Raw genomic sequence first — 24,153 nt, 5'->3', positions numbered from 1 at the left:
TTTTACAATATTTTAGTCCATTTAACTCCTTGTTGATTGATAGGAGAAGTATAAGTTTTATAATCGACTTTTAGTGGAGAATATACTTGATTCATGATTTCAGTAACTTTTTTTGCCGTATGATTTCCTTTGCTAAGCATAAAAACAGAAGGACCTGAACCAGAAATTCCACCTCCCAGAGCTCCTATTTCCTTACATCTTATTTTTAATTCATAAAAAGCTGGAATAAGCATAGCTCGTATAGGTTCTACAATCACATCTTCTAAGGATCTACTGATTAATTCATAATCTTCTTTATATAATCCTGCTACTAATGCACCTATATTTCCCCACTGTCTAATCGCATCTGTCATTAATATTTTTTGTTTTAGAATTTCTCTAGCATCTGATGTTTTTACTTCAATTTGTGGATGTATAATACTGACCCATAATTTATTGGGAGAATGTAACTTAGTGATATCTAATGGTTTATAACTTCTTACTAATGTGACTCCACCCATAATAGCAGGAGCAACGTTATCAGCGTGTGCGGTCCCACTTGCTACACGTTCTCCTTCCATAGCAAAACGTATTAACTGCATGGTACTAAAAGGTTTTCCTAATAGAATATTAGCACCATAAACAACTCCAGCTGCACTTGCGGCACTAGATCCTATTCCGCTTCCAGGGTGAATATTTTTAATTAATTCTATTTCAAATCCTATTTTTTCTTTTTTATCAAATTTGTGTCTCTGTTTATATTTTTTCAATAAAAATTGTAAAGCAACAAAAGCTACGTTTTTTCTTGGGTCGTTAGGTAACGATGATCCATGTGTTCGATTGATATGTATTCCTGGATTATTAGATTTATATAAAAAAATTTCATCTTTAGGAAAATCTAAAGCTAATCCAATAACATCAAAACCGCAAGCTAAATTAGCAACAGTAGCTGGTGAAAATATTTTAACTCCCTTCATGATTTTTACTTAGTAGCTTTAATAATATCTGAAAAAACTCCAGATGCAGTAACTTCTGCTCCAGCACCTGCTCCTTTTATGATAAGAGGTTGTTCTGCGTAACGATATGTGTTATATAAAACCATATTATCCTTTCCTTCTAATTGAAAAAATGGATGAATTTCTTTTACAGATTCTAATCCAACATAAGCTATTCCATTTTCATAACGAGCAATAAAACGCAAACGTTTTTTGTCTTTTTCAGCTTCACTTCTGATTTTTAAAAAATAATCCCTATATTTATGTAATTCTTGATAGAAATTATCTATAGAAGTAGAATTAGAACAAGTTTCTGGAAGAAAAGATTTTTTATGAATATCATTCAGTTCTAATGGAGAACCACATTCTCTTGCTAATATTAGTATTTTTCTCATAACATCTAATCCACTTAAATCAATTCTAGGATCAGGTTCTGTGTATCCTTTTAATTGCGCTTCTTTTACGACTTCTAAAAAAGATTTTTTTTCTATAAAATGATTAAATATAAAATTTAAACTTCCTGATAACACGGCTTCTATTTTGTTTATTTTATCTCCGCTATTAATTAGATCATTTAATGTGCTGATAACGGGAAGGCTTGCTCCTACATTAGTTTCAAATAAAAATGGAGCTTTAAAATGTCTAGAAAGTGTTTTTAATTTTTTATAATGATCATAGTCTGAAGAACAAGCAATTTTATTACAAGTAATAACACCAATTCCATTTTTTAAAAATTTATCATAAGTCATGGCCATTTTTTCACTAGCTGTATTATCTACAAATAAACTATTTCTAAGATTAAATCGCCATACTTCTTCCATAAAGGAATATATATTCATTTTAATCCCTTTTTGATTTAGATATTTTTCCCAATTACTTAAATTGATTCCATGATCATTGAAATACATTTTTTTGCTATTCGCTAATCCTATGATTCGAACTTGAAGCTTTAATTCTTCTAATAAGTAATTTTGTTGTTGATCTATCTGTTCAAGTAATTTGCTTCCTACTTTTCCTACACCACAAATAAAAAGATTAATTTGTTTTGGTGGGCTTTCAAAAAAAGCTTCATGTAAAGTGTTTAATGCCTTTTTAAAATCGGTTTTTCTAATAACAGCCGATATATTTTTTTCAGTAGAACCTTGTGCTATTGCTCTAACATTAATGCTGTTTCTTCCTAAAGAAGAAAACATTTTACCACTGGTTCCATGAAGATTCTTCATATTCTCTCCCACCACAGCAATAATGCAAAGATCTTTCTCTATTCTTAATGGATCTATATGTCTTTGATGTATTTCCTGAGCAAATTCACTATCTATTACAGCTTTTGCTTTTATAACATCTGTTTCATGAATTCCTGTAGTGATTGAATGTTCTGAAGAACTTTGAGTTATAAATATTACATTGATTTTTTCACGTGATAACGCTTCGAATAAACGTTTGGAATATCCAGGAATTCCTACCATTCCACTTCCTTCCAATGTTAACAATGCCATATTTTGAATTCCAGATATACCGGTTACAGGTTGACTAATATTTGTATTTTTGTTAATGTAAATCAAAGTTCCTGTATCTAAAGGAGAAAACGTATTTTTAATTTGTATAGGAATATGTTTTTTCATAGCAGGTTGAATCGTTGGAGGGTAAATGACTTTTGCTCCAAAATGGGATAATTCCATTGCTTCCTCATAAGATATTTCTTTTATAGGGAAAGCTTGATTCACAACTTTTGGATTTGCAGTCATCATTCCACTTACATCTGTCCATATTTCAAGTAAACTTGCAGATATAGCCGCGGCTAAAATAGAAGCAGTATAATCAGATCCTCCTCTTCCAAGAGTAGTGGTTTCGTTTTCTAACGTAGAACCTATAAATCCTGGTAAAACAACATATTCTGATGTCTTTTCACGAAAAAATTGAATAATATGATGGTTACTTGTTATAAAATCTACTTGTGCGCATCCAAATTGAGAATCGGTAATAATTAAATCTCTACTGTCTTTACAAATGGCATCTAACCCGGACTGTTTTAATTTTTCTGAAACAAGAAAAGAAGAACTTAATTCTCCAAAGCTCATAATTTTATCTAGAGAACGTTTTGAAAGTTCTTCAACTTGAAAAATTCCATCACATAAACTTTCTAAATCATTTATATTTTTTTTTATCCAGCTTATTAAATGGCTTTGATAAGTGATAGGAAACAATTCTCTTATTATGTTAAGATGTCGAATTTCTATTTTTTCTAATATATTTTTATAAATATTTTTTCTTTCAGAAGCTAATTGCCCACATTGTATTAACTGATCCGTGATATTTCCTAATGCAGATACAACAATAGCATATCTTCCTTTTGGTTTTTTTTCTAATAAAAAACAAATACGTTTTATAGCATCAGAATGAGCTACGGAACTTCCCCCAAATTTTAAAACTTGCATTTTTCAATTATTTTTAACAATTATCCCATTACTAAAGATGTTAACAAAAATAATGATAATTTGTGGAGACGTACTTTTTATTATTTTTAAGATTGAAGTTTTTTTTATTTAACTGATAAAATAGTTGAAATTTTTGTGAAATAGATTATGATCAAATATTATGAAATAATGACTGACTAAAATTATCTTTCATTATTATAATATTTCATAACTTTAAACCCAAGTTATGTAACCGTTGACTATTGTTTGTTTTCAACGAATATTATGTTTATGAATCAAATTCAAGAAAAAGAAAGTATATGCATTTAACTTCTTATGAAAAGGAAAAAATTCTTCTACACATGGCTGGAGAATTGGCAAAAAAACGTTTAAAAAGAGGATTAAAATTGAATTATCCTGAATCTTTAGCTTTAATCACTCATTATGTAATGGAAGGTGCTCGTGATGGAAAAACAGTAAAAGATCTTATGTTTGAAGCAGGAAATATTCTGAACGATGAACAAGTTATGGATGGAGTATATGAATTACTGAATAATGTTCAAGTAGAAGCAACTTTTCCTGATGGGACAAAATTGGTCACTGTACATCATCCTATAAAAAAAAATATAAAAAAAAATTCTAATCTCGTTCCAGGACAATATGATCTTATGAAAGAAGATATTGTATTACTTCCTGGACGATCCCGTATCGAAAGAATAGTATCCAATACTGGAACTCGTCCCATTCAAGTAGGATCTCATTTTCATTTTTATGAAACAAATACGGCTCTTATTTTTGATAGAAAAGGGACTAAAGGGTATAGATTAGATATACCTTCTGGTAGATCTGTTCGTTTTGAACCAGGTGAAACAAAAGAAGTTATGTTAGTCGAAATTGGAGGAAGTAAAAAAATTTATGGATTTTCAGGAAAAGAAAATACAACTATATGAAAAAAATAGATAGAGAATCTTATGCAAGTATGTATGGTCCCACTAAGGGAGATAAAATTCGTTTAGGGGATACATCTTTATGGATTGAAATTGAGAAAGATTATACTATTTATGGAGATGAATGTGTTTTTGGAGGAGGAAAAGTTATTAGAGACGGAATGGGACAACATCCATTTGCAACAAGAAATGAAGGAGTTTTAGACTTAGTGTTAACTAATGCTATTGTTGTAGATTATTGGGGAATTATAAAAGCAGATATAGGAATTAAAAATGGAGTCATTGTTGGAATAGGAAAAGCTGGTAATCCATATTTTATGGATGGAGTAACACCTAGTATGTATATTGGAGCAGGAACAGAAGTCATTTCTTCAGAAAATATGATAGTTACCGCCGGAAGTGTAGATAGTCACGTTCATTACATATGTCCCCAATTGTTTGAAGTTGCATTAGAAAGTGGAACGACAACTATTATTGGTGGAGGATCCGGCCCTTCCACTGGAACTATAGCTACCAATTGTACTTCAGGAGTATGGAACATTCAAAGAATGTTGAAAAGTACAGATCATATTCCCATTAATTTTATTTTTCTTGCAAGTGGAAATAGCTCTCATCCCGAAGCTTTAATTGAACAAATTAAAGCTGGTGCAGGTGGATTCAAAATACATGAAGATTGGGGAAGCACTTTGCATGTTATAGATCAATGTTTAAATGTTGCAGAAAAATTAGATATACAAGTTAATATTCATACAGATTCACTAAATGAATCAGGTTATGTAGAAGATACTTTAAAAATATTTAAAAATAGAACAATTCACACTTATCATACAGAAGGAGCTGGAGGAGGACATGCACCTGATTTATTAAAAGTAATATCGTTTTCTAACATTTTACCTTCATCAACGAGTCCTACCATGCCTTACACTTGTAACACTATAGATGAACATTTAGATATGTTAATGATTTGTCATCATTTGGATTCTCATTTACCAGAAGATATAGCTTTTGCTAAATCACGTATAAGATCTGAAACTATTAGTGCAGAAGGAGTTTTACATGATATGGGAGCTATTAGTATGACTAGTTCAGATTCTCAAGCTATGGGTAGAATAGGAGAGATAGTCAAGCGAACATGGCAAACCGCTGATAAAATGAAAAAACAAAGAGGATATCTTAATGAAGGGCAGATAAAAAATGATAATTTTAGAGTCAAAAGATATATTTCAAAATATACTATCAATCCTGCTATTACTCATGGTATTTCTGAATATGTAGGATCTATTCATATCGGAAAAATGGCAGATTTGGTTCTATGGAAACCTTCTTTTTTTGGAGTAAAACCTGAATTAGTTATAAAAAGTGGTATGATTGTCTATGCTAGTATGGGAGATCCTAATGCCACCATTCCTACCCCTCAACCATTTATGTATCGAAAAATGTTTGGATATTTTGAGCCAAAATTAAGCAGTGTTTTTATATCAACACATGCCATAAACAATGGATTTTTCGAAAAAAATAAAATTAAAAAACAAGTAAAAATATTAAAAGGATGTCGTACAGTATCCAAGAAAAATATGATACTAAATGGAGAAATTCCAAATTTAGAAGTGGATCCCAAAACCTATAATGTTTATATAAATGGAGAAAAAATAATTTCTCATCCTTCTGAAATTTTACCACTTTCTCAGAGATATTTTTTATTCTGAAAATAAAAATACCCAGGGCGGGATTCGAACCCGCATGATGTAAAATCACTGGATTTTGAGTCCAACGCGTCTGCCTGTTTCGCCACCTGGGCTTTTCTTATAATTTGTCTATTTCTATTTTTAATTTCATCAAAAAATAAAATTCTTCATTATTTTTTGTATGTAAATAAATAACTCTTTTTATATTAGATAAATAAATTAGTTTACAACATTCTTTACATGGAAAATGAGTAATATATATGGAAGCGCCTTTACAAGATGAAGAAGAATAAGACATTTTTAATATAGCATTTGCTTCTGCATGTAGAACATACCATTTTGTATTTCCATTATGATCTTCACATATGTCATCAAATCCATTCGGAGTACGATTATATCCGTAAGATATGATTTGATTATCTTTTACTATAACAGCTCCTACTTTTTTTTTTTTACAAGAAGATAATTTTGAACGTTCAACAGCTATATTCATATATATCATATCATCGTATTTTTTATCAATTTTATAATTCATTTTTAATAGAAATATATATGAAAAAAATATATAGCACTCAAAATACGAAAATAAAAGATTTGATGAAAATTTATAAAAAAAAAAATTATATGAATGTTTTCCTTGTTGAAGGAATCAAAGAATTTGAAATGGCTATAAAAGGTAATTTTTTACCAAAAAAAATATTCATATGCGAAAAAATATTCCATGAATATAATATGATCCAATCATTTTATTCTAAAATATTTTTTATTAACATTAAAATTTTTAAAAAATTAGCGTATAGAGATAATTCTGGTGGAATTATTGCATTATTTCAAGAAAAAAAATATATGAATCAATTGAAAAATATTAAAGTTGATAATAAAAATTCTTCTTTAATACTTATATTAGATGGAATAGAAAAACCTGGAAATATAGGTGCAATGCTAAGAATAGCTGATGCTGTAAATATACATATCATTATCCTATGTAATATGAAAACGAATGTGTATAATTCTAATATTATCAGATGTAGTTTAGGTTCTATTTTTACAAGAAATATTTTTATGGAAAAAATAGAATCAATCATGGATTGGATCCAAAAAAATAAAATAAAAATTATAACAACAGGGTTTTATAAACATAAAAAAGCAATAAATCTATATCATACTCAATTTTCACATTCTAATAATATAGCTATTGTTTTTGGTTCTGAAAATAAAGGAGTATCCAATATTTGGTTAAAAAAAGCTAACAAAATTATAACTATTCCTATGTTTGGAAATATAGACTCATTAAATGTTAGCAATGCTATGTCTATAATCATATATGAAATTATTAGACAGAGAAATTATGTTAGATAATTTCTTTGTTTTTCATATACATAATCTATTTTTAAATTTTTTCTTTTGGAAGATTCTACAGATAATCTATCGCAATAATCATTGACATAATGATAATTGTGACTTTTTATCCAATAGAATTTCACAAAATGTTTACAAAATGAATCTAAAAATCTTTTCCATAAATCTACATTTTTTTTATTATGAAAATTATTTTTTTTCCATTTATAAATCCATCTATTTTGTACCGTATTAACTATATATTTAGAATCAGTAAAAACAATAATATTTTGCTTTTTATTTTCTATTTTTTCTAATCCCACTATGACTGATAATAGTTCCATTCTATTGTTCGTTGTATAACGAAATCCTTCCGAAATTATTTTTCTATTATAAAAACGTCCAAAAAATATTTCTATAAAAACTCCATATCCTCCTGGTCCAGGATTTCCTTTTGAAGAACCATCAGTGTAAATATGAATTTTTTTTTTCACGAATGATTCATCTAATTCCATTTTTCATATTCAAATTTTTCTAATTGAGATTTGATTAAGTTGAAACATTTTTCTTTCAAATTATTTTTATCTTTTATGGATAAATTTTTTGTTGATATGGAATGATGTTGTTTTATTCTTATTTTTCCTGGTTTTCCTTTTATAATAGAAAAACTAGGAAATTTTGTTTTTATATCAGCTATGCTAAAAGGAATAATAGGTATTTTTTTTAAAATAGCGATAAAAAAAGCTCCATTCTTAAAACGATCTAAAAATATATAAGGTTTAGGGACACCACCTTCTGGAAAAATACAAACACTTTTTCCAGAATCGATTTTATTTTCTATTTTCTTAAATACTGTTATACAACTTGATAAGTTTTTTCTATCAATAAGAATATTACTCTTTTTGTAAACAAATCCAAAAAAAGGAAGTTTAGCTAATTCTGCTTTTCCAACAAAAACCAAAGGATGGTTTCTCATCAAAGAATAAATTAACATAATATCCATAATAGAACTGTGATTGCTGATAATTACGTATTGTTGATTTTTATCTAATATTTCCTGATCTTTTTCTAAAAAATACCAAAAACCCATGAGAAAAAGATTACTTCTAGCCCACATTTGATGAAACCAATACGCTATGGGATAATATTTTTCTTTGAAAAGAAATGGAATAGAAGCTCCTGCCCATAAGGGAATCAAAAATATGTTGATAATAAAAAACCATATACGCCACAACAATATTAATAATATTTTTATAATTTTCATTCGTTTTATTTTAAATAATAATTTTATATAAATTGAAACATAATTGTAAAATTTTTAAAAAAATATGATTTTTATGAAAAAAAATGTTTTCTTTTTTTTTAGTGATCCATGTGCACATTAGGAGAATTTATTATAAAAAATAGAGATCGTTTTTCATATTCAACAGAAGCATTGTTGCGATTGTTTAGCTCTATAAAATTGGCTTCTAAAGCAATTCATAAAGAAGTCAATAAAGCAGGATTAACAGAAAAAATAATAGGAAGTTCCGGTATTACTAATGTTCAAGGAGAAAATCAAAAAAAATTGGACAATTTTGCTCATAAAGCTTTTATTGAATCTTTTAAAAGTAGAAATGTTGTTTGTGGAATTGCTTCTGAAGAAAGTAAAGATTTTATAGTAATTAAAGAAAAACAAGAAAATATTTTTCAAAATCAATACATTGTTTTAATAGATCCACTTGATGGTTCATCTAATATAGATGTGAATGTATCTATTGGGACTATATTTTCTGTATATATGAGAAAATCTCCTATTCAAATGAATTTAACAATAGAAGATTTTTTGCAAAAAGGAAATAAACAAATTCTTGCAGGATATATTATTTATGGATCTTCTACTATATTAGTATATAGTACTGGTAATGGAGTACATGAATTTACTTTAGACCCTTCAGTTGGAACATTTTACTTATCTCATTTTAATCTTTGTTTTCCTAAAAAAGAAAAAATTTATTCTATTAATGAAGGAAATTATGCTAAATTCTCTAATGGAATTAGAAAATTTATTAGATATTGTCAAGAAAAAAAACCTCCCTACACAGCAAGATATATTGGATCTTTAGTGGGAGATTTTCACAGAAACATGATACAAGGAGGAATATATATTTATCCCGAAACAGCTTCTTATCCGGAAGGAAAATTGAGATTACTTTATGAATGTAATCCTATGGCTTTTTTAGCAGAACAAGCTGGAGGAAAAGCTTCTGATGGAAAAAAACGGATTCTAGATATAGAACCTACTAAATTACATCAAAGAACTCCATTTGTTTGTGGTCCATTGGGGATGGTTTCCAAGTTAGAAAAATTTATGATAGATTATGAATAAATTTGAGTATGCAGTTTAGAGAAAAAAAAATTTTTGAAAAAGTAATAAAAAATGGAAAATATTTATTTGTATATCCTGTTTTATCTGTTTTTCTATTTAAAGATAGAAATTTTGAAAAAAATTTTTCATTCAGCCTAGTTGGAACTTTAGTTAAAAAAAAAATTTAAAAAAATCAGTTCATAGAAATAAAATCAAACGTTTATTAAAAGCTTCTTTTTTTTTGAACAAATCGATTCTGAAAAAAGATCTTTTTAATAAAAATTTTTATATTATATTGATTTATAAAGCTTTTCATTTATCTAAATTTAAAGATATCAATTCATCTGTTACGAACATTTTCAATAAAATAATAAATAATTACTGTTGAAACAATTCTCTTGCATTAGCCCCAAAAATTTTTACTGCAAAAGCTAATAAAACAATTCCAAATATTTTCTTTAAAATATCTAAACCGTTATTTCCTATTTTTTCGGCTATAAAATCACATCTATCTATTACAAAATAGACAACTATCATATTTAAAATAAGGGATAAAAGAATAATATTTACGTCGTAAGTTGCTCTTAATGATATTAAAGTAGTTAAAGATCCAGGACCAGCTATAAGTGGAAAAGCTATTGGAACAATAGAAGTTTGAGCATTTTCTGTTACCTTATGAAGATCTATTCCTAATATCATTTCTAACCCTATCAAAAACAATACTATAGATCCAGCAACAGAAAAAGAATGAACGTCAATTCCAATGATTTTAAGCATAGGTTGCCCTAAAAAAAGAAAAGATAAAAATATGACAAGAGAAGTAATTATAACTTTATTTGTCTCTATAACGTTCCCCTTTGATTTAAACCCCATAATTATGGGAGCATTTCCTAATATATCTATAATGCTAAAAAGGATCATAAAACAACTTATTAATGAATTTATCCATTCCATACTCAAAATTTATTCAAAGAATTTTTTATGATTGAAACAAAACAATTATTGTAAGAACACAATACACATACACAAATTAAATAAAAATATAATCAGTACCATTAATTTTTTTTAAAAAAAATTTTATTATGTAAATCAAATAGACTTATTCAAAGTCCATTTTTATAAGCTTTCCATCCTGCATTTCTATATTCTTCTGCTGTTATTTCTGGATTATCAGATTGATAAATTGCTTTTCCCACAATAATAAAATCACTTCCATTTTTTTCAAAAGCTTGAACAGGATGAATATAGGTATTTCCTATGTTATTATTATTTCTTTTATAAAAATGAATACCAGGGGTAAACAATAATAATCGATCATCCACTTTTCTTTGTGCCACAGTCCCAATTACTTTTGGATTTTTCAAAGAAATATTTAGTGCTTTTCTTATGTAATGATCATCTGATAATCTTCCATAAGAAGACATTTCAGATATTGTAATTAATCCCATACTATAAGGAATATCTAAATTTTGTATACTCATACTTCCAGCAAGTACATGTACCGTAATAATATCTGCCCAAGAAGAAATTTTATGTATTCCATAATGAAGTTGAAGATAATTAGTATAACCAACATCACATAATTTTCTGTCTTCAAATAATAAAAAATTTTTTTCTATAGAAATATTTTTAAGACATTTTATAAATGAATATGAAAAATCATTTATAATATCTACATGAAGTTTTAATCCACAAATTCTATCTCCAATCAAATTGACTAATTTTAAAATATTTTCAGTGTGGATTAAGTCAGCAGAAACTATCAAATTTGTTTTTTTTTTCAACGTAATATCTATAAGTTTTTTTCCTATAGGATGAGAAATTTTTTCTTTTTTTTCTTCATAAGAAATCCGCTTATTTTGAATATTCTTTATATTTTTTTTTTTGAAAAAAAATTGAATCATATGTATTTCTTTTTTTTTTAAAAAATGTTTTTTTTTTAATATTTTTAAAACTTCTCCTATTCGAAATAAAGTTCGAATGTTATATCCTTTTTTTCTTATATTTTCTATTCCCCCTTGCTCTCTATCAAGAATCGACATAATATTTTTAATTATTAATCCTTCTTTTTCAAGATCGATTACTGTTTTTAATAAACTATCTCCACTTGTAATTACATCTTCTATAATAAGACAATTTTGTCCTATTTTATATATCCCTTCAATCATTCGTTCTGTTCCATATCCTTTATTTTCTTTTCTTTTAATAATTAGTGGAATTTTTGATCTTAAAGATAAAGTAGTAGCTATAGGCAAAGCTGCGTATGGAACTCCACAAATTAATTCAAAATCATAAGATATAACTTCATGGATTAGTAAATCAGATAATTTGATCAATAAATCTGGTCTAGAAGCTATTGGACGAAAATCTATATATATAGGAGAATTCATTCCACTTTTTAATGTAAAATTTCCAAATTTTATGATTCCTAAATTGTAAATTTCTAAAAAAAATTGTTCTTTTTCTTCCATAAAAAAAACTGTTTTGGTAAAGTTAAAAATTTTATACTTGGATATTATTTATTATTATTACAATTGATATGATTATGAAAAAAATAGATATTTCTGCTAGTATAAATGGAATTAAACTTCCATTATGTATTATGAACGCTTCAGGCGTACTTTGTTCTACAGATCAAGAACTATCTAATTTATTAAATAGTTTTTCTGGTGGAGTTGTTACAAAAAGTTGTACATCTAAACCTAGAGAAGGAAATGTTTCCCCTAGATATTTTGAATGGAATGCAGGAAGTATTAATTCTATGGGATTACCTAACCGTGGCATAAATTTTTACATAAGTTTTTTAGAAAAAAAAAAAATAAATAAACCTATTTTTCTTTCTATATCCGGATTATCTCCAGAAGAAAACTATTTTCTCATTCAAAAAGCAAATCAGTCTTCAAAGATTACTGCTATAGAATTAAATCTATCTTGTCCTAATATTCTTGAAAAGAAAGAAATATTAGATTATAATTTTTATAAAATTTCAAATTTTATAGAAAACATATTTAAATTTAACAAAATACCTTTAGGCATTAAACTCCCTCCTTATTTTTATGAAACACAGATTAAGAATATGGCTTCGATTTTAAATCAATTTCCTATTTCTTTTATTACTTGTATTAATAGTTTACCTAATGGTCTCTTCATTGATCTAAATCAAGAAGCTGTAGTAATACGACCTAAAAAAGGATTTGGAGGAATAGGTGGATCTGTCATAAAGCCTTTTGCGTTAGCCAATATTCATAAATTTTATACTTATATAAGAAAAGACATATCTATTATAGGATGTGGAGGTATTTCTTCTGGAAAAGATATTTTTGAACACATATTATGTGGAGCTTCCGCTGTGCAGATTGGAACACAATTTATGAAAGAGGGGATTTCAGTATTTGAAAGATTAAAAAAAGAATTAATTTTCATATTAGAAAAAAAGAATTATTCATCTATCAATATTTTTAAAGGAAAATTAAAAACATTTAATAAGATTTAGCAAAAACTACTCTTTGCAAAGAAGGGTTCCCAGAATAAATACATTTTCCTTTTTCCATGTTATTTATTGGAATACAACGTATAGTTGCTTCTGTTTCTTCTTGAATTTTTTTTCCTGTGTTTTTTGTTCCATCCCAGTGAGCAAAAATAAATCCTCCTGAACGCTTTATTTGATTTTTAAAATCATTGTAATGATCTAATTTAATAATTAATTCTTGAGTTCTTTGAAAAGCTTTTTTATAAATGTTCTTTTGTATTTTTTCTAGCAATTTTAATATTGAATTTTTTAAATTTCCCCAATAGAGATATGTTTTTTCACATGTATCTCTTCTAAAAATTTCTACTTTTTCATTTTGTATTTCATTTTTTCCTATACTGATTCGTATGGGGATTCCTTTCATTTCATATTCATGAAATTTCCATCCTGGAGTTAGTAAAACTCTATCATCATATTTTACTCTTATTCCTTCTTTTTTTAAAATATTTAAAATTTTTTTAGATATTTCATTAATTATATCATATTTTTTTTCATAATATATAGGAATAATAATGATTTGTATGGGAGCTATTTTTGGAGGTAAAATTAATCCTTTATCATCAGAATGTGACATAATCAATCCACCTATTAATCTGGTAGATACTCCCCAAGACGTTCCCCATACATATTCTTTTTTTCCATTAAAATTGGTAAATTTTACATCAAAAGCTTTCGAAAAGTTTTGTCCTAAAAAATGTGAAGTTCCAATTTGTAAAGCTTTTCCGTCTTGCATAAGCGCTTCAATACAATATGTTTTCTCTGAACCATAAAATTTGTCCATATATGGTTTAATTCCTTGTAATACAGGTATAGCCATAAAATTTTCTGAAAAATCGGTATATATATTTAATATTTTTATAGCTTCTTCTATAGCTTCATTTTTTGTAGAATGAGCAGTATGTCCTTCTTGCCATAAAAATTCAGTTGTTCTAAGAAATAAACGAGTTCGCATTTCCCATCTTAGTGCATTTCCCCATTGATTAAATAAAATAGGTAAATCTCTATAAGATTGAATCCATCGTTTATAAGTATTCCATATTATACTTTCAGAAGTAGGTCTAATTACTAATTCTTCTTGTAACTTAGATTCAGGATCAACGATTAATTCTTCTTGATCTTTATTTTTTTTTATTAGTCTAGAATGTGTTACAACGGCACATCCTTCAGAAAAAATTTCAGTATGTTCTTTTTCTTTTGAGAAAGCTGATTTTGGAATGAGTGAAGGAAAATAAACATTTTTATGTCCAGTTAACTTGAACATTTTATCTAGTATTGTTTTCATTCTATCCCATAAAGAATATCCATATGGTTTAATAATCATAAAACCACGTATTCCGGAAAATTCTGCCAATCCGGATTTAACAACTATTTCGTTGTACCATTTTGAATAATTTTCATTACGTTTAGTTAATTGGCTCATAAAACATAATAAATGATTCCATTTATATGTAAAAGATATAAAAATTATTTAACACATTTAACTTTATTTCTTCTAAATTAGTAATTTATTAAATATTTTATATGGCCCATCCTAAAAGAAGACAATCTAAGTCGAGAAGAAATAAAAGAAGAAGTCATTTTAAAATCAAAGAACCTTTATTAACAAAATGTGCTTTAACAAAGAAAAAACATTTATATCATCATGCATATTGGTATGAAAACAAACTTTATTATAGAGGAAAAATTGTATGTAATAAAAAAGAATCCTAATTAATTATGGATTTAAAAAAAATAAAATCCTTAATTCAATTTATTTCAGATTCGAATATAGATGAGATAAGGATAAAAATGGAAAACATGGAAATTTACATGAAAAATAGAACATTGATAAAAAATCAAAAAGATCCATGTAATTCTCCTACTATTAATTCTAAAAAAATATCCTCTTCGTCATCTTCTTCTTCTACTTATGATTTTCATGATATCTTTTATAAAAAAGAAAAAGAAAATAAAAATCAATATTTAACCATAAAATCTCCTATGATCGGAACATTTTACAGGAAACCTCATCCAGATCAAGATCCTTTTGTAAAAATAGGAGATAAAATAAAAATAGGAACTAAAGTATGTGTTATAGAAGCAATGAAACTGTTTAATGACATTGAATCTGAAATAAATGGAACTTTGATTAAAGTTCTAGTAGAAGATGCTTCTCCTGTTGATTATGATCAACCTTTATTCCTTATAGATCCTAACTGTTAAATTTTATGTTTAAAAAAATATTAATAGCTAATAGAGGAGAAATAGCTTTACGAATTATACGAACAGCCAAAGAAATGGGAATTAGAACTGTAGCTGTTTATTCTACAGCAGATAAACATAGTCTTCATGTTTATTTTGCGGATGAAGCTGTATGTATTGGACCTCCCCATCCCTATCAATCTTATTTAAATATTCCAAATTTGATTTCTGCGGCAGAAATTACAAACGCAGATGCAATTCACCCTGGATATGGATTTTTGTCTGAAAATGCATATTTTTCCTCTATGTGTCATAAACATGGAATAAAATTTATTGGGGCTAAACCAAGTCATATGATTCAAATGGGAAATAAAATTTCAGCTAAAAAAACCATGAAAAAAATTGGCATTTCTTGTTTACCTGGATCGGATTGTTTTGTTGAATCATCTTATCAAGATATTGAAAAAATTGCAGATAAAATAGGATACCCAATAATTATAAAAGCTGTTTCTGGAGGTGGAGGAAAAGGAATTCGATCTGTTTTGGATAAATGCCATTTAAAAAATTCTTGGGAAGAAGCTAAAAAAGAAGCTTGGTCTTGTTTTGGAAAAAAAGATATGTATATAGAAAAATTTATTTTGAATCCAAGACACATAGAAATTCAAATTATAGGAGATAAATATGGAGAAGCATATCATTTATCTGAAAGAGATTGTTCTATTCAAAGAAGAAATCAAAAATTGGTAGAAGAAGCGCCTTCTCCATTTTTAACTGCAACTCTTAGAAAAAAAATGGGAGAAGAAGCTATAAAAGCAGCTGAGTATATTCATTATGAAGGAGTAGGTACTATAGAATTTTTAGTAGATCAAAATAAGGATTTTTATTTTATGGAAATGAATCCAAGAATACAAGTAGAACATACTATAACTGAAGAAATAACAGGGTTAGATTTAATTCAAGAACAAATATTTTTAGCTTATGGAAAAAAACTTTCTATAAATAAGAATTATTATCCAAAAATGTATTCTATAGAATGTAGAATAAATGCAGAAGAGCCATCTTTAAATTTTCGTCCTATTCCTGGAAAAATAACTCAAATGCATTTACCTGGAGGAAAAGGCGTACGTATTGACACACATATTTATGCAGGATATTTTGTCCCACATTATTATGATTCTATGATCGCTAAAATTATTACTACGGCAAAAAGTAGAAAAGAGACTATTGAAAAAATGCGTCGTTCTTTAGATGAATTAGTCATAGAGGGGATACAAACTACACTTCCTTTACTCAGAAAACTTATGCAAAATCATAATTTTTTAAAAGGAAATTACAATACAAGTTTTTTAGATAATTTAGAATTGTTATAAATACAAAAAATATATAAATATTATTTTTTTTCAAAAATTTTTAATATATTAATCATATCCTGAATATTTCCATTCATAAATCCTTCAAGATCATAAATAGATTTATGAATTCTATGATCCGTAACTCTATTTTTTGGATAATTATAAGTTCTAATTTTTACGGAACGATCTCCTGTAGAAATTAAAGATTTTCTTTCAATAGATATTTTTTTTAATTTTTTTTCTTTTTCATTTTGATAAATACGTGATCGTAAAATACTCATAGCTTTTTCAAAATTTTTATGTTGAGAACGTTCTTCTTGACACTCTACTGTAATTTTACTTGGAATATGAGTTAATCGGACTGCAGATTCAGTTTTATTTACGTGTTGACCTCCAGATCCACTAGATCTAAAAGTATCTTTTTTTATATCGGATGAATTAATACGAACTTCTGTGTCTTTGACTTTAGGGAGGACAGCTACTGTTATAGCAGATGTATGAAGTCTTCCTTGAGATTCTGTTTTTGGAATTCTTTGTACTCTATGTACTCCAGATTCAAATTTTAAATTTCCGTAAACTCCTTCTTTTCCATTAATATCTAAGATGATCTCTTTGTATCCTTTTATTCCTCCTTTTTGAGCATGTATAATTTTATATTTCCAACCTGATTTTTTAAAATACATTGTATACATTCTTAATATATCTTCAACAAAAATACATGCTTCATCTCCTCCTGTTCCAGAACGAAGTTCTACTATAGCAGCATCTCTATGATCTTCTGTTGTATAGTCCGATACAAATAGAAGATTGTAGGATTTTTTTTCAATAGAAGATAGATTTTCTAAAACCTTGTGTTTTTCTGTTGAAGCTAATTCTTTCATTTCCGTATCTGAATCATTTTCTAAAATGAAATTTATTTCTTTAAGAAAAGCTAATTTTTTATTGTATTCTTCATAAAGAGAAACTATTTTTTCTAATTTTGTATATTTTTTTAATAATTTTTTATATTCTTTTTGATTAGATACAACATTGGGTTGTATGATTAATTTTGAAATTTCATGAAATTCCTTTTTGGAAACTTCTAATTTTTGAATTAATGAAGTTTTTTTCATTTTTTAAATTTTTATGAAATTGAGATCAAAAACAGATAAAGACACTTGTTTATCGTATTCGATTTATAGAATCGATTAATTCTATATCTTTTTTTATAGCTATGTTTGATATCCACAAAATATATATACATAATATCATAGGAAAAAGTATGATTATTGAATATAATGTGTGATAATATGAATATGAAAAAAAAAGGATTAATACAAGGATATTGACAAGTATATTAATTTTATTCAAATATATTTGCAGTTTTTTTTTCTTAAAAAAAAGAAAACTTAAAATGGATAGAAATAGACATATAATTATAAAAATTATAATTATATTTTTGAAATATGAATTCAAATAAAAAAAATAAGCTAGATTTTTTTTATTAATATTAAAAGAATATAAGAAATATATGAAAACAGAATAAATAAAAATAGAAATAAATAAATATAATGTTTGTATTCTATATAGCATATTGATTAAATTGTTTTTATAATTTGTTATTTTGTTATTTTCAAATTAATTTTTGTATAATTGTATTTATCTCATATCTAAGTTATTTTTCATAAGTTATTACACACACTAACTAACTAAAAAGTATATTACTTACCAAACGTATACATACATATATAAAACCCAATCACTTTATGTTTGATATTACTGAATTAAAAAGTAAGAAACTTTTTGAATTACAGGAGATTGCTCGTTCATCAGGATTAAAAAAATGTACACAATTACGAAAGAACGAACTCTTAGAAAAAATTATTTCTATTTTTAATAATAATAATAAAAATACTTCTGTATATTCAAAAAGAGAAAATTCTTTAAAGAAAGGATTTAAAATGCGAAAAAATACTGAATCTAAAAATTCATTTTTAGAAAATAAAAGTATAAATGGAAAAAAAAAATCTCAAGAACATTTAAAAATTTCTAATTCTAAACTTTTAGAAGAATCCAAAAAATTTCAAAAAAAACATCAAAATTTTTATAATTGGAAAAAAAATGATAGAAATGATAGATTCGAAACTCAAAATATATCATCATTTCACGGAACAGAAATAGGACCTAAAAAATCTTCTTTGAACAAATACCGTGTTCCTGAATATGAATTTGAAGGAATAATAATAAGTGAAGGAGTATTGGAAATAATGCCAGAAAATTATGGATTTTTGAGATCTTCCGATTTTAACTATTTGTCTTCCCCCGATGATATTTACGTTTCTCAATCTCAAATTAGACTTTTTGGAATGAAAACAGGAGATACAATAAGAGGAGAAGTTCGTCCACCTAAAGATGGAGAGAAATATTTTCCACTAATTAAAATTCTTGAGATAAATGGAAGATCTCCTTCTTTTGTAAGAGAAAGAGATTCTTTTGAGCATCTGACTCCATTATTTCCAAATGAGAAATTCAAATTAGCTGAAAAAAATGCTACTCTTTCTACAAGAATTGTAGATCTTTTTACTCCTATAGGAAAAGGACAGAGGGGAATGATCGTAGCTCCTCCTAAAACGGGAAAAACTACTTTATTAAAAGAAATAGCTAATGCTATTGCGGCTAATCATCCTGAAGTATATTTAATTATATTATTGATAGATGAACGTCCAGAAGAAGTTACAGATATGCAAAGAAATGTAAAAGGAGAAGTTATTGCATCTACTTTTGATGAACCAGCAGATAGACATGTAAAAGTTGCTAACATTGTTTTGCAAAAAGCAAAAAGAATGGTAGAATGTTCACATGACGTAGTGATATTATTAGATTCAATTACACGTTTAGCACGTGCGTATAATACTGTTGCCCCTGCATCTGGAAAGGTATTATCAGGAGGAGTAGATGCAAATGCCTTACACAGACCCAAAAGATTTTTTGGAGCGGCTAGAAACATAGAAAATGGAGGGTCTTTGTCTATAATTGCTACAGCTATGATCGATACAGGATCAAAAATGGATGAAGTAATTTTTGAAGAATTCAAAGGAACAGGAAATAAAGAACTTCAATTAGACCGAAAAATAGCTAATAAGCGAATTTATCCAGCTATTGATCTTGTTTCTTCTAGTACTAGAAAAGATGATCTTTTACTTGATACAAATACATTACAAAGAATGTGGATTTTGCGAAAGCATCTTTCTGATATGAATCCAGTAGAAGCTATGGAATTTTTAAGATCTAGAATTGCTAGAACTAAAAATAATGAGGAATTTTTAATATCTATGAATGGATAATATTTTTAATATTTGATTTTGTAAATGAAAAACATTATATTCACAAATATAATATGCGCGGGATGGAGCAGTTGGTAGCTCGTCGGGCTCATAACCCGAAGGTCATAGGTTCGAGTCCTATTCCCGCTATTTTTTTATATGAATATATTATTCGTTTATACTTTTTTATTTTTTATTTTATTCATATGTATATATTTCTTTAGAAAATTAGAATTCTTTTTTAGAAAAGAGTTTAAAGATCAACAAAATGAAATTCAAAAATTATCTAAATATAGTAGAACAGAAATTGGAGATTCTCTGATCGAACTAAAAAACGGGTTGATACAAACTATCAAAGTTTTTCAGGATATTTTTGATAAAAAAGTTCAATTTTATACTGAAAATCAAGATAAAAAATTGGGTTCTTTTTATGTGTCACAGGAAAAGTATCTTAAAATTCTTGAAAAAAAACTTGAGGAAATAAGAGAAAATGTTAATGATAAACTTCAAACTTCTTTAAATCGACATTTGGGAAAATCGTTTGAAATTATTGGAAATCAACTATTTTTTTTACAAGAAGGGTTGGGAGAGATGAAAATTTTAGCTAAAGATGTGAGTTCTTTAAAAAGAACTTTAAATCATGTAAGAATATGTGGAAGTTTTAGCGAAATGCAACTTTCAATGCTTTTGCAACAAATATTATCTCCAGAACAATATGCCTCTAATGTTGTAACTAAATCTAATACAAATTTTGTAGTAGAATTCGCCATTAAACTTCCAGGTCTTGAAGATGGAAACATAATATGGTTACCTATTGATGTAAAATTTCCAAAAGAAACTTATGAAAAATTACAAAAAGCTTATAATAATGGAGAAAAAAAAAATATAGAAATAGCAACAAAAAATATGGAATCTGTACTAAAAAAAATGTCAAAAGATATTAAAGATAAATATGTAGATCCTCCACATACTACTGATTTTGCTATTCTTTTTTTACCTTTTGAAGGTATATATGCTGAAATAACAAAAAATTCTAGTTTACTAGAAGAATTATTAAGAAAACATAAAACAGTAATAGCAGGTCCATCTACATTGGCTGCTATATTAAATAGTTTACAAATTGGATTTCGAACCTTAGCTATTCAAAAAAGAAGCTCTGAAGTATGGAAAATTTTAGAAACGGTAAAACAGGAATTCACAAAATTTGGATTGTTACTTCATCAAGCTCAAGACAAATTGCAAGGCGCATCTAAAGATATTGATAGACTATTAGGAGTTAAAAGTAATTTGATAGAAAAAAAATTAAAAGACATAGAAAAAATATAAAAAAAGCGGAGAGAAAGGGATTCGAACCCTTGACACTTTTTGTGAACACGCTTTCCAGACGTGCGCCTTAATCCTCTCGGCCACCTCTCCAAAAAAAAGTAGAATTATAAGCCGGATTCTGTTTTTTTATACCTATCATTTATCTAGGATCTAGGTTACCCATGATCTCAATCTGCCGACCCCCCGGTTTCAACCGAGCTAGTATACCGGTATACATGGCATTTCACCACACAGAGTTTACATGATTTCACTACGAACAATTCAATGAAATGAATCTGTACTTTCTTTCTGTTGCACTATTCCTCATCTTACGATGGATGGGAGTTACCCATTGTGTTGCTCTATGGTGTCCGGACTTTCCTCATTTTTTCGTTATCAAAAAATGCGATAGGGCATTCTACTTTTTTTTTATTTGTCTTTTTTAAGATTAGAGTAAACATTTTCTACGTCTTCATTTAGATAAAGTTTTTGAATGAAATCTAAAACTTTATTTTTTTTTTCTTCTGAAAGACATTTAACCTGTTTAGGGATTCGTTTCACTTTATACTCATGAAGTATTTTTAATTTTTTCAAATTACTTTTCATATATCCAAAATATTCAAAATCTGTATACAAATAGATAAGATGATGATCTTTTTCAAAATTTTTAGCTCCAAAATCTATTGTCATAAGTTCAAAATCCTCCATAGAGGAATGGATATCTTTTTTTTTTATATAAAAAACACCCATTTTACGAAAAAAATGAGTTAATTCACCATTATGGCATAATCTACCTCCATTTTTATTAAAAAGAGTTCTAATATTGGAACTTGTTCGAATGCTATTGTCCGTCATACATTCTATAATTATACTCACTCCGTGAATAAGCCCTTCTAAATCAAAATTTCTATAATCATCTGTTTTGATTTGCAAAGCTTTTTTTATAGTTTTTTCTATAGTTTTTTTAGGAATATTTACTGATTTAGCATTTAAGACCGCATTTTTGAAACGAGTGTTATTTGTCCCTGATTCTTTTACAGCCATGAATATATCTTTAATAATTTTAGAAAATATTTTAGACTTTTTGAAATCTTGATTTGATTTTCTATGTTGTATATTTGACCATTTGCTATGCCCTGACATGAAATGTCTTAATTATTTCATATATTTACTCACCATCTTTGGCAAGATAACAAAAAAAATTCTTATGTCAAAAGTTTGTGAACTTACAGGAAAAAAAGCAATGATAGGAAATAGAGTTTCTCATGCAAATAACAAAAAAAAACGTCGTTTCAACATTAACTTATGTAAAAAACGTTTCTTTTTAATAAAAGAAAAAAAATGGATTACCTTAAAAATTTGCATTTCTACCGTAAAACTTATTAATAAAATAGGAATAGAAAAAGTTTTAAAACGTTTTAAATATAAATATTAAAATGGGAAAAAAAGGGAATAGAATACAAGTTATACTAGAATGTGTTGAACAAAAAAAAACCGGAATTTCTGGTTGTTCTAGATATGTTACAACGAAAAATAAGAAAAACACTCCAAATAGAATTGAATTAAAAAAATATAATCCAATATTAAGAAAATATACAATTCATAAAGAGATTAAATAATGTCTAAAAAAGGAGTAAAAGAAGCAGAAAACCAAAAAAAAAAGATTTCAAAAAAAATGATTTTGGCTATAAAAATAGTGAAATCCAAAAAATCAGATTCTTATATTTTTGAAAATAAGATGATTTCTTATGAAGAAATAAAAAATTTTTTTTACAAAAAAATGATGGAATCATAATGTTTTTTAAAAATTTAAAAAAAGAAACAAAAATCCATGAAACATTTAATCATGAATTAAAGAAAACTAGAGAATCCTTTTTTTCAAAAATAAAAAATCTATTCTTGAAAAAATCAAAAATAGATACAAGTATAGTCGATCACATAGAAGAAATATTGTTATCTGCAGATATTGGAACACAAACTACTATCAAAATTATTAACAATTTAGAAGAAAGAATTCGAATAGATAAATATAAAAATTTGCAAGATATTTATAATATTCTTAAAGAAGAAATTAAAAATCTTTTTATACATATTGAAAATCTATGTTTAGAAAAAAAGATTTCAAAAAATAACAAAAAAAAACCATATGTAATCCTGATTGTAGGAGTTAATGGAGTAGGAAAAACAACTACAATTGGAAAATTAGCTTTTTTTCTAAAAAAAAAAGGGTTTCATGTTATTATAGGTGCGGCAGATACATTTAGAGCTGCTGCTATAGACCAACTTGAAATATGGGCAAATAAAGCTGGAGTTCCTTTAATTAAACAACATATGCATTCGGATCCAGCATCTGTTGCATATGATACTTTACAATCTGCAAAATCTAAACAAACAGATGTAGTTCTAATTGATACTGCTGGTCGATTACAAAATCGAATCAGTCTTATGGAAGAGCTTTCTAAAATATGTAGAGTCATGAAAAAAATAATACCTGAATCTCCTCATGAAATTATGCTTATTTTAGACGCAACAACAGGTCAAAACGCTTTTGAACAAGTAAGGCAATTTACTTATTTTGTTCAAGTTTCTTCTATTATTTTAACAAAAATCGAAGGAACAGCCAAAGGAGGAGTGGTAATAGGAATCATGGATCAATTTAAAATTCCTATACAATATTTGGGGACAGGAGAAAAAATACAAGATTTAAAAGTGTTTGATGATAAAAAATTTATTGATTGTTTTTTTATAAAATAAAAATGTCATATGGTCATTATGTAGA

The 24,153-nt window shown here is 26.9% G+C and carries 26 protein-coding genes, 3 tRNA genes and 1 other RNA gene; 16 read left to right on the top strand and 14 right to left on the bottom strand.

Annotated elements, in window-relative coordinates; genetic code table 11:
- Nucleotides 1–2: 2 nt before the first annotated feature.
- Both BGIGA_RS00680 and thrA read right to left on the bottom strand, forming a co-directional pair.
- Nucleotides 3–956: a homoserine kinase gene (locus tag BGIGA_RS00680; protein WP_014726458.1), complete on the bottom strand. Its 954-nt coding sequence runs from the start codon at nucleotides 954–956 to the stop codon at nucleotides 3–5.
- A gap of 5 nt (nucleotides 957–961) precedes the next feature.
- Nucleotides 962–3,409: a bifunctional aspartate kinase/homoserine dehydrogenase I gene (gene thrA, locus BGIGA_RS00675; protein ID WP_014726457.1), complete on the bottom strand. Its 2,448-nt coding sequence runs from the start codon at nucleotides 3,407–3,409 to the stop codon at nucleotides 962–964.
- 299 nt (nucleotides 3,410–3,708) lie between these two features.
- On the opposite strand from thrA, the gene BGIGA_RS00670 reads away from it, so the two are divergent.
- Both BGIGA_RS00670 and ureC read left to right on the top strand, forming a co-directional pair.
- Nucleotides 3,709–4,338, top strand: a complete 630-nt coding sequence (locus BGIGA_RS00670) for an urease subunit gamma (RefSeq protein WP_014726456.1) — start codon at nucleotides 3,709–3,711, stop codon at nucleotides 4,336–4,338.
- Nucleotides 4,335–6,041: an urease subunit alpha gene (gene ureC, locus BGIGA_RS00665; RefSeq protein ID WP_014726455.1), complete on the top strand. Its 1,707-nt coding sequence runs from the start codon at nucleotides 4,335–4,337 to the stop codon at nucleotides 6,039–6,041. The genes BGIGA_RS00670 and ureC overlap by 4 nt, the downstream gene beginning before the upstream one ends.
- A gap of 9 nt (nucleotides 6,042–6,050) precedes the next feature.
- Here the strand turns inward: ureC and BGIGA_RS00660 are convergent.
- A tRNA-Leu gene (locus BGIGA_RS00660) sits at nucleotides 6,051–6,133 on the bottom strand.
- Between the two features lie 5 nt (nucleotides 6,134–6,138).
- Nucleotides 6,139–6,555, bottom strand: a complete 417-nt coding sequence (locus tag BGIGA_RS00655) for a deaminase (protein ID WP_014726454.1) — start codon at nucleotides 6,553–6,555, stop codon at nucleotides 6,139–6,141.
- Between the two features lie 62 nt (nucleotides 6,556–6,617).
- On the opposite strand from BGIGA_RS00655, the gene BGIGA_RS00650 reads away from it, so the two are divergent.
- Entirely contained in the window at nucleotides 6,618–7,379 is a 762-nt protein-coding gene (locus tag BGIGA_RS00650; RefSeq protein ID WP_238526740.1) for an RNA methyltransferase, read from the top strand.
- On the opposite strand, the gene BGIGA_RS00645 is transcribed toward BGIGA_RS00650, so the two are convergent.
- Both BGIGA_RS00645 and BGIGA_RS00640 read right to left on the bottom strand, forming a co-directional pair.
- Nucleotides 7,367–7,873: a ribonuclease HI gene (locus BGIGA_RS00645; protein ID WP_014726452.1), complete on the bottom strand. Its 507-nt coding sequence runs from the start codon at nucleotides 7,871–7,873 to the stop codon at nucleotides 7,367–7,369. The two genes, BGIGA_RS00650 and BGIGA_RS00645, sit on opposite strands and share 13 nt — an antisense overlap.
- The gene (locus tag BGIGA_RS00640) at nucleotides 7,864–8,622 is read right to left on the bottom strand and encodes a 1-acyl-sn-glycerol-3-phosphate acyltransferase (protein ID WP_014726451.1); all 759 of its coding nucleotides are present in this window, start codon (nucleotides 8,620–8,622) and stop codon (nucleotides 7,864–7,866) included. The genes BGIGA_RS00645 and BGIGA_RS00640 overlap by 10 nt, the downstream gene beginning before the upstream one ends.
- 108 nt (nucleotides 8,623–8,730) lie before the next feature.
- Here BGIGA_RS00640 and fbp point away from each other — a divergent pair, with 108 nt between their 5' ends.
- Together fbp and BGIGA_RS03180 are read left to right on the top strand one after the other, a co-directional pair.
- Nucleotides 8,731–9,726, top strand: a complete 996-nt coding sequence (fbp, locus tag BGIGA_RS00635; RefSeq protein ID WP_014726450.1) for a class 1 fructose-bisphosphatase — start codon at nucleotides 8,731–8,733, stop codon at nucleotides 9,724–9,726.
- A gap of 190 nt (nucleotides 9,727–9,916) precedes the next feature.
- Nucleotides 9,917–10,093: a hypothetical protein gene (locus BGIGA_RS03180; RefSeq protein WP_083829893.1), complete on the top strand. Its 177-nt coding sequence runs from the start codon at nucleotides 9,917–9,919 to the stop codon at nucleotides 10,091–10,093.
- Here BGIGA_RS03180 and BGIGA_RS00630 read toward each other — a convergent pair.
- On the bottom strand, nucleotides 10,084–10,659 hold the full coding sequence (locus BGIGA_RS00630; RefSeq protein WP_014726449.1) for a MarC family protein: 576 nt from the start codon (nucleotides 10,657–10,659) through the stop codon (nucleotides 10,084–10,086). The genes BGIGA_RS03180 and BGIGA_RS00630 overlap by 10 nt on opposite strands.
- A 149-nt stretch (nucleotides 10,660–10,808) precedes the next feature.
- Nucleotides 10,809–12,176 carry an orotidine-5'-phosphate decarboxylase gene (gene pyrF, locus BGIGA_RS00625; RefSeq protein ID WP_014726448.1) on the bottom strand — a complete coding sequence of 456 codons (1,368 nt, stop codon included), beginning with the start codon at nucleotides 12,174–12,176 and terminating at the stop codon, nucleotides 10,809–10,811.
- 68 nt (nucleotides 12,177–12,244) lie between these two features.
- On the opposite strand from pyrF, the gene BGIGA_RS00620 reads away from it, so the two are divergent.
- Nucleotides 12,245–13,198: a dihydroorotate oxidase gene (locus BGIGA_RS00620; RefSeq protein WP_014726447.1), complete on the top strand. Its 954-nt coding sequence runs from the start codon at nucleotides 12,245–12,247 to the stop codon at nucleotides 13,196–13,198.
- Here the strand turns inward: BGIGA_RS00620 and proS are convergent.
- The gene (gene proS, locus BGIGA_RS00615; protein ID WP_014726446.1) at nucleotides 13,185–14,654 is read right to left on the bottom strand and encodes a proline--tRNA ligase; all 1,470 of its coding nucleotides are present in this window, start codon (nucleotides 14,652–14,654) and stop codon (nucleotides 13,185–13,187) included. The genes BGIGA_RS00620 and proS overlap by 14 nt on opposite strands.
- 101 nt (nucleotides 14,655–14,755) lie before the next feature.
- On the opposite strand from proS, the gene rpmF reads away from it, so the two are divergent.
- Genes rpmF through accC form a run of 3 tightly spaced genes read left to right on the top strand, consistent with a single transcriptional unit; the run spans nucleotide 14,756 to nucleotide 16,785 of the window.
- Nucleotides 14,756–14,944 (top strand): 50S ribosomal protein L32, encoded by a 189-nt coding sequence (rpmF, locus tag BGIGA_RS00610; protein WP_041178334.1) that lies wholly within the window; start codon nucleotides 14,756–14,758, stop codon nucleotides 14,942–14,944.
- Between the two features lie 6 nt (nucleotides 14,945–14,950).
- A complete protein-coding gene (accB, locus tag BGIGA_RS00605) occupies nucleotides 14,951–15,436 on the top strand; it encodes an acetyl-CoA carboxylase biotin carboxyl carrier protein (RefSeq protein ID WP_014726445.1) in 486 nt (161 codons plus the stop codon).
- Between the two features lie 5 nt (nucleotides 15,437–15,441).
- Nucleotides 15,442–16,785, top strand: coding sequence for an acetyl-CoA carboxylase biotin carboxylase subunit (gene accC, locus BGIGA_RS00600; RefSeq protein WP_014726444.1), 1,344 nt, complete (start codon nucleotides 15,442–15,444; stop codon nucleotides 16,783–16,785).
- Between the two features lie 20 nt (nucleotides 16,786–16,805).
- On the opposite strand, the gene prfA is transcribed toward accC, so the two are convergent.
- Nucleotides 16,806–17,879 carry a peptide chain release factor 1 gene (prfA, locus tag BGIGA_RS00595; protein ID WP_014726443.1) on the bottom strand — a complete coding sequence of 358 codons (1,074 nt, stop codon included), beginning with the start codon at nucleotides 17,877–17,879 and terminating at the stop codon, nucleotides 16,806–16,808.
- A gap of 49 nt (nucleotides 17,880–17,928) precedes the next feature.
- The gene (locus BGIGA_RS00590) at nucleotides 17,929–18,339 is read right to left on the bottom strand and encodes a DUF4293 family protein (protein WP_014726442.1); all 411 of its coding nucleotides are present in this window, start codon (nucleotides 18,337–18,339) and stop codon (nucleotides 17,929–17,931) included.
- Nucleotides 18,340–18,512: 173 nt separating this feature from the next.
- On the opposite strand from BGIGA_RS00590, the gene rho reads away from it, so the two are divergent.
- The 3 genes from rho to BGIGA_RS00575 all read left to right on the top strand — a co-directional run bounded on the left by rho (nucleotide 18,513) and on the right by BGIGA_RS00575 (nucleotide 21,395).
- A complete protein-coding gene (rho, locus tag BGIGA_RS00585; RefSeq protein WP_014726441.1) occupies nucleotides 18,513–20,090 on the top strand; it encodes a transcription termination factor Rho in 1,578 nt (525 codons plus the stop codon).
- Nucleotides 20,091–20,146: 56 nt separating this feature from the next.
- Nucleotides 20,147–20,219 (top strand) — tRNA-Met (locus BGIGA_RS00580).
- 9 nt (nucleotides 20,220–20,228) lie between these two features.
- The gene (locus BGIGA_RS00575) at nucleotides 20,229–21,395 is read left to right on the top strand and encodes a DNA recombination protein RmuC (protein WP_014726440.1); all 1,167 of its coding nucleotides are present in this window, start codon (nucleotides 20,229–20,231) and stop codon (nucleotides 21,393–21,395) included.
- Between the two features lie 6 nt (nucleotides 21,396–21,401).
- Here BGIGA_RS00575 and BGIGA_RS00570 read toward each other — a convergent pair.
- From BGIGA_RS00570 to BGIGA_RS00565, 3 genes are all read right to left on the bottom strand, one after another.
- Nucleotides 21,402–21,485 (bottom strand) — tRNA-Ser (locus BGIGA_RS00570).
- 1 nt (nucleotide 21,486) lies between these two features.
- Nucleotides 21,487–21,799: RNase P RNA component class A (gene rnpB / locus BGIGA_RS03085), an RNA gene on the bottom strand.
- 4 nt (nucleotides 21,800–21,803) lie between these two features.
- Nucleotides 21,804–22,517, bottom strand: a complete 714-nt coding sequence (locus tag BGIGA_RS00565; RefSeq protein WP_014726439.1) for a YebC/PmpR family DNA-binding transcriptional regulator — start codon at nucleotides 22,515–22,517, stop codon at nucleotides 21,804–21,806.
- A 64-nt stretch (nucleotides 22,518–22,581) separates the two neighbouring features.
- Between BGIGA_RS00565 and rpmB the strand changes: the two genes are divergently transcribed.
- Genes rpmB through ftsY form a run of 4 tightly spaced genes read left to right on the top strand, consistent with a single transcriptional unit; the run spans nucleotide 22,582 to nucleotide 24,128 of the window.
- Nucleotides 22,582–22,809 carry a 50S ribosomal protein L28 gene (gene rpmB, locus BGIGA_RS00560; RefSeq protein WP_014726438.1) on the top strand — a complete coding sequence of 76 codons (228 nt, stop codon included), beginning with the start codon at nucleotides 22,582–22,584 and terminating at the stop codon, nucleotides 22,807–22,809.
- Between the two features lies 1 nt (nucleotide 22,810).
- Entirely contained in the window at nucleotides 22,811–22,993 is a 183-nt protein-coding gene (gene rpmG, locus BGIGA_RS00555) for a 50S ribosomal protein L33 (RefSeq protein WP_014726437.1), read from the top strand.
- Nucleotides 22,993–23,169, top strand: a complete 177-nt coding sequence (locus BGIGA_RS03095) for a DUF4295 family protein (protein ID WP_014726436.1) — start codon at nucleotides 22,993–22,995, stop codon at nucleotides 23,167–23,169. Before rpmG ends, BGIGA_RS03095 begins: the two co-directional genes overlap by 1 nt.
- Nucleotides 23,169–24,128: a signal recognition particle-docking protein FtsY gene (gene ftsY / locus BGIGA_RS00550; protein WP_014726435.1), complete on the top strand. Its 960-nt coding sequence runs from the start codon at nucleotides 23,169–23,171 to the stop codon at nucleotides 24,126–24,128. Before BGIGA_RS03095 ends, ftsY begins: the two co-directional genes overlap by 1 nt.
- Nucleotides 24,129–24,153: the final 25 nt, after the last annotated feature.

It is taken from the genome of Blattabacterium sp. (Blaberus giganteus), assembly GCF_000262715.1.
GTDB lineage: Bacteria > Bacteroidota > Bacteroidia > Flavobacteriales > Blattabacteriaceae > Blattabacterium.
Note: the sequence above shows the minus strand (reverse complement) of the source record. Positions and strands in the feature narration are given on the sequence as shown.

Coding starts and splice junctions, on each gene's coding strand:
- pyrF (WP_014726448.1), bottom strand. CDS start 12,176: ATGGAAGAAAAAGAACAATTTTTTTTAGAAATTTACAATTTAGGAATC.
- BGIGA_RS00640 (WP_014726451.1), bottom strand. CDS start 8,622: ATGAAAATTATAAAAATATTATTAATATTGTTGTGGCGTATATGGTTT.
- BGIGA_RS00655 (WP_014726454.1), bottom strand. CDS start 6,555: ATGAATTATAAAATTGATAAAAAATACGATGATATGATATATATGAAT.
- rpmB (WP_014726438.1), top strand. CDS start 22,582: ATGTCAAAAGTTTGTGAACTTACAGGAAAAAAAGCAATGATAGGAAAT.
- ureC (WP_014726455.1), top strand. CDS start 4,335: ATGAAAAAAATAGATAGAGAATCTTATGCAAGTATGTATGGTCCCACT.
- BGIGA_RS00575 (WP_014726440.1), top strand. CDS start 20,229: ATGAATATATTATTCGTTTATACTTTTTTATTTTTTATTTTATTCATA.
- rho (WP_014726441.1), top strand. CDS start 18,513: ATGTTTGATATTACTGAATTAAAAAGTAAGAAACTTTTTGAATTACAG.
- BGIGA_RS00630 (WP_014726449.1), bottom strand. CDS start 10,659: ATGGAATGGATAAATTCATTAATAAGTTGTTTTATGATCCTTTTTAGC.
- BGIGA_RS00620 (WP_014726447.1), top strand. CDS start 12,245: ATGATTATGAAAAAAATAGATATTTCTGCTAGTATAAATGGAATTAAA.
- accC (WP_014726444.1), top strand. CDS start 15,442: ATGTTTAAAAAAATATTAATAGCTAATAGAGGAGAAATAGCTTTACGA.
- accB (WP_014726445.1), top strand. CDS start 14,951: ATGGATTTAAAAAAAATAAAATCCTTAATTCAATTTATTTCAGATTCG.
- prfA (WP_014726443.1), bottom strand. CDS start 17,879: ATGAAAAAAACTTCATTAATTCAAAAATTAGAAGTTTCCAAAAAGGAA.
- proS (WP_014726446.1), bottom strand. CDS start 14,654: ATGAGCCAATTAACTAAACGTAATGAAAATTATTCAAAATGGTACAAC.
- BGIGA_RS00680 (WP_014726458.1), bottom strand. CDS start 956: ATGAAGGGAGTTAAAATATTTTCACCAGCTACTGTTGCTAATTTAGCT.
- BGIGA_RS03095 (WP_014726436.1), top strand. CDS start 22,993: ATGTCTAAAAAAGGAGTAAAAGAAGCAGAAAACCAAAAAAAAAAGATT.
- BGIGA_RS00565 (WP_014726439.1), bottom strand. CDS start 22,517: ATGTCAGGGCATAGCAAATGGTCAAATATACAACATAGAAAATCAAAT.
- fbp (WP_014726450.1), top strand. CDS start 8,731: ATGTGCACATTAGGAGAATTTATTATAAAAAATAGAGATCGTTTTTCA.
- thrA (WP_014726457.1), bottom strand. CDS start 3,409: ATGCAAGTTTTAAAATTTGGGGGAAGTTCCGTAGCTCATTCTGATGCT.
- BGIGA_RS00650 (WP_238526740.1), top strand. CDS start 6,618: ATGAAAATTTATAAAAAAAAAAATTATATGAATGTTTTCCTTGTTGAA.
- rpmG (WP_014726437.1), top strand. CDS start 22,811: ATGGGAAAAAAAGGGAATAGAATACAAGTTATACTAGAATGTGTTGAA.
- BGIGA_RS00645 (WP_014726452.1), bottom strand. CDS start 7,873: ATGGAATTAGATGAATCATTCGTGAAAAAAAAAATTCATATTTACACT.
- ftsY (WP_014726435.1), top strand. CDS start 23,169: ATGTTTTTTAAAAATTTAAAAAAAGAAACAAAAATCCATGAAACATTT.
- BGIGA_RS00670 (WP_014726456.1), top strand. CDS start 3,709: ATGCATTTAACTTCTTATGAAAAGGAAAAAATTCTTCTACACATGGCT.
- BGIGA_RS00590 (WP_014726442.1), bottom strand. CDS start 18,339: ATGCTATATAGAATACAAACATTATATTTATTTATTTCTATTTTTATT.
- rpmF (WP_041178334.1), top strand. CDS start 14,756: ATGGCCCATCCTAAAAGAAGACAATCTAAGTCGAGAAGAAATAAAAGA.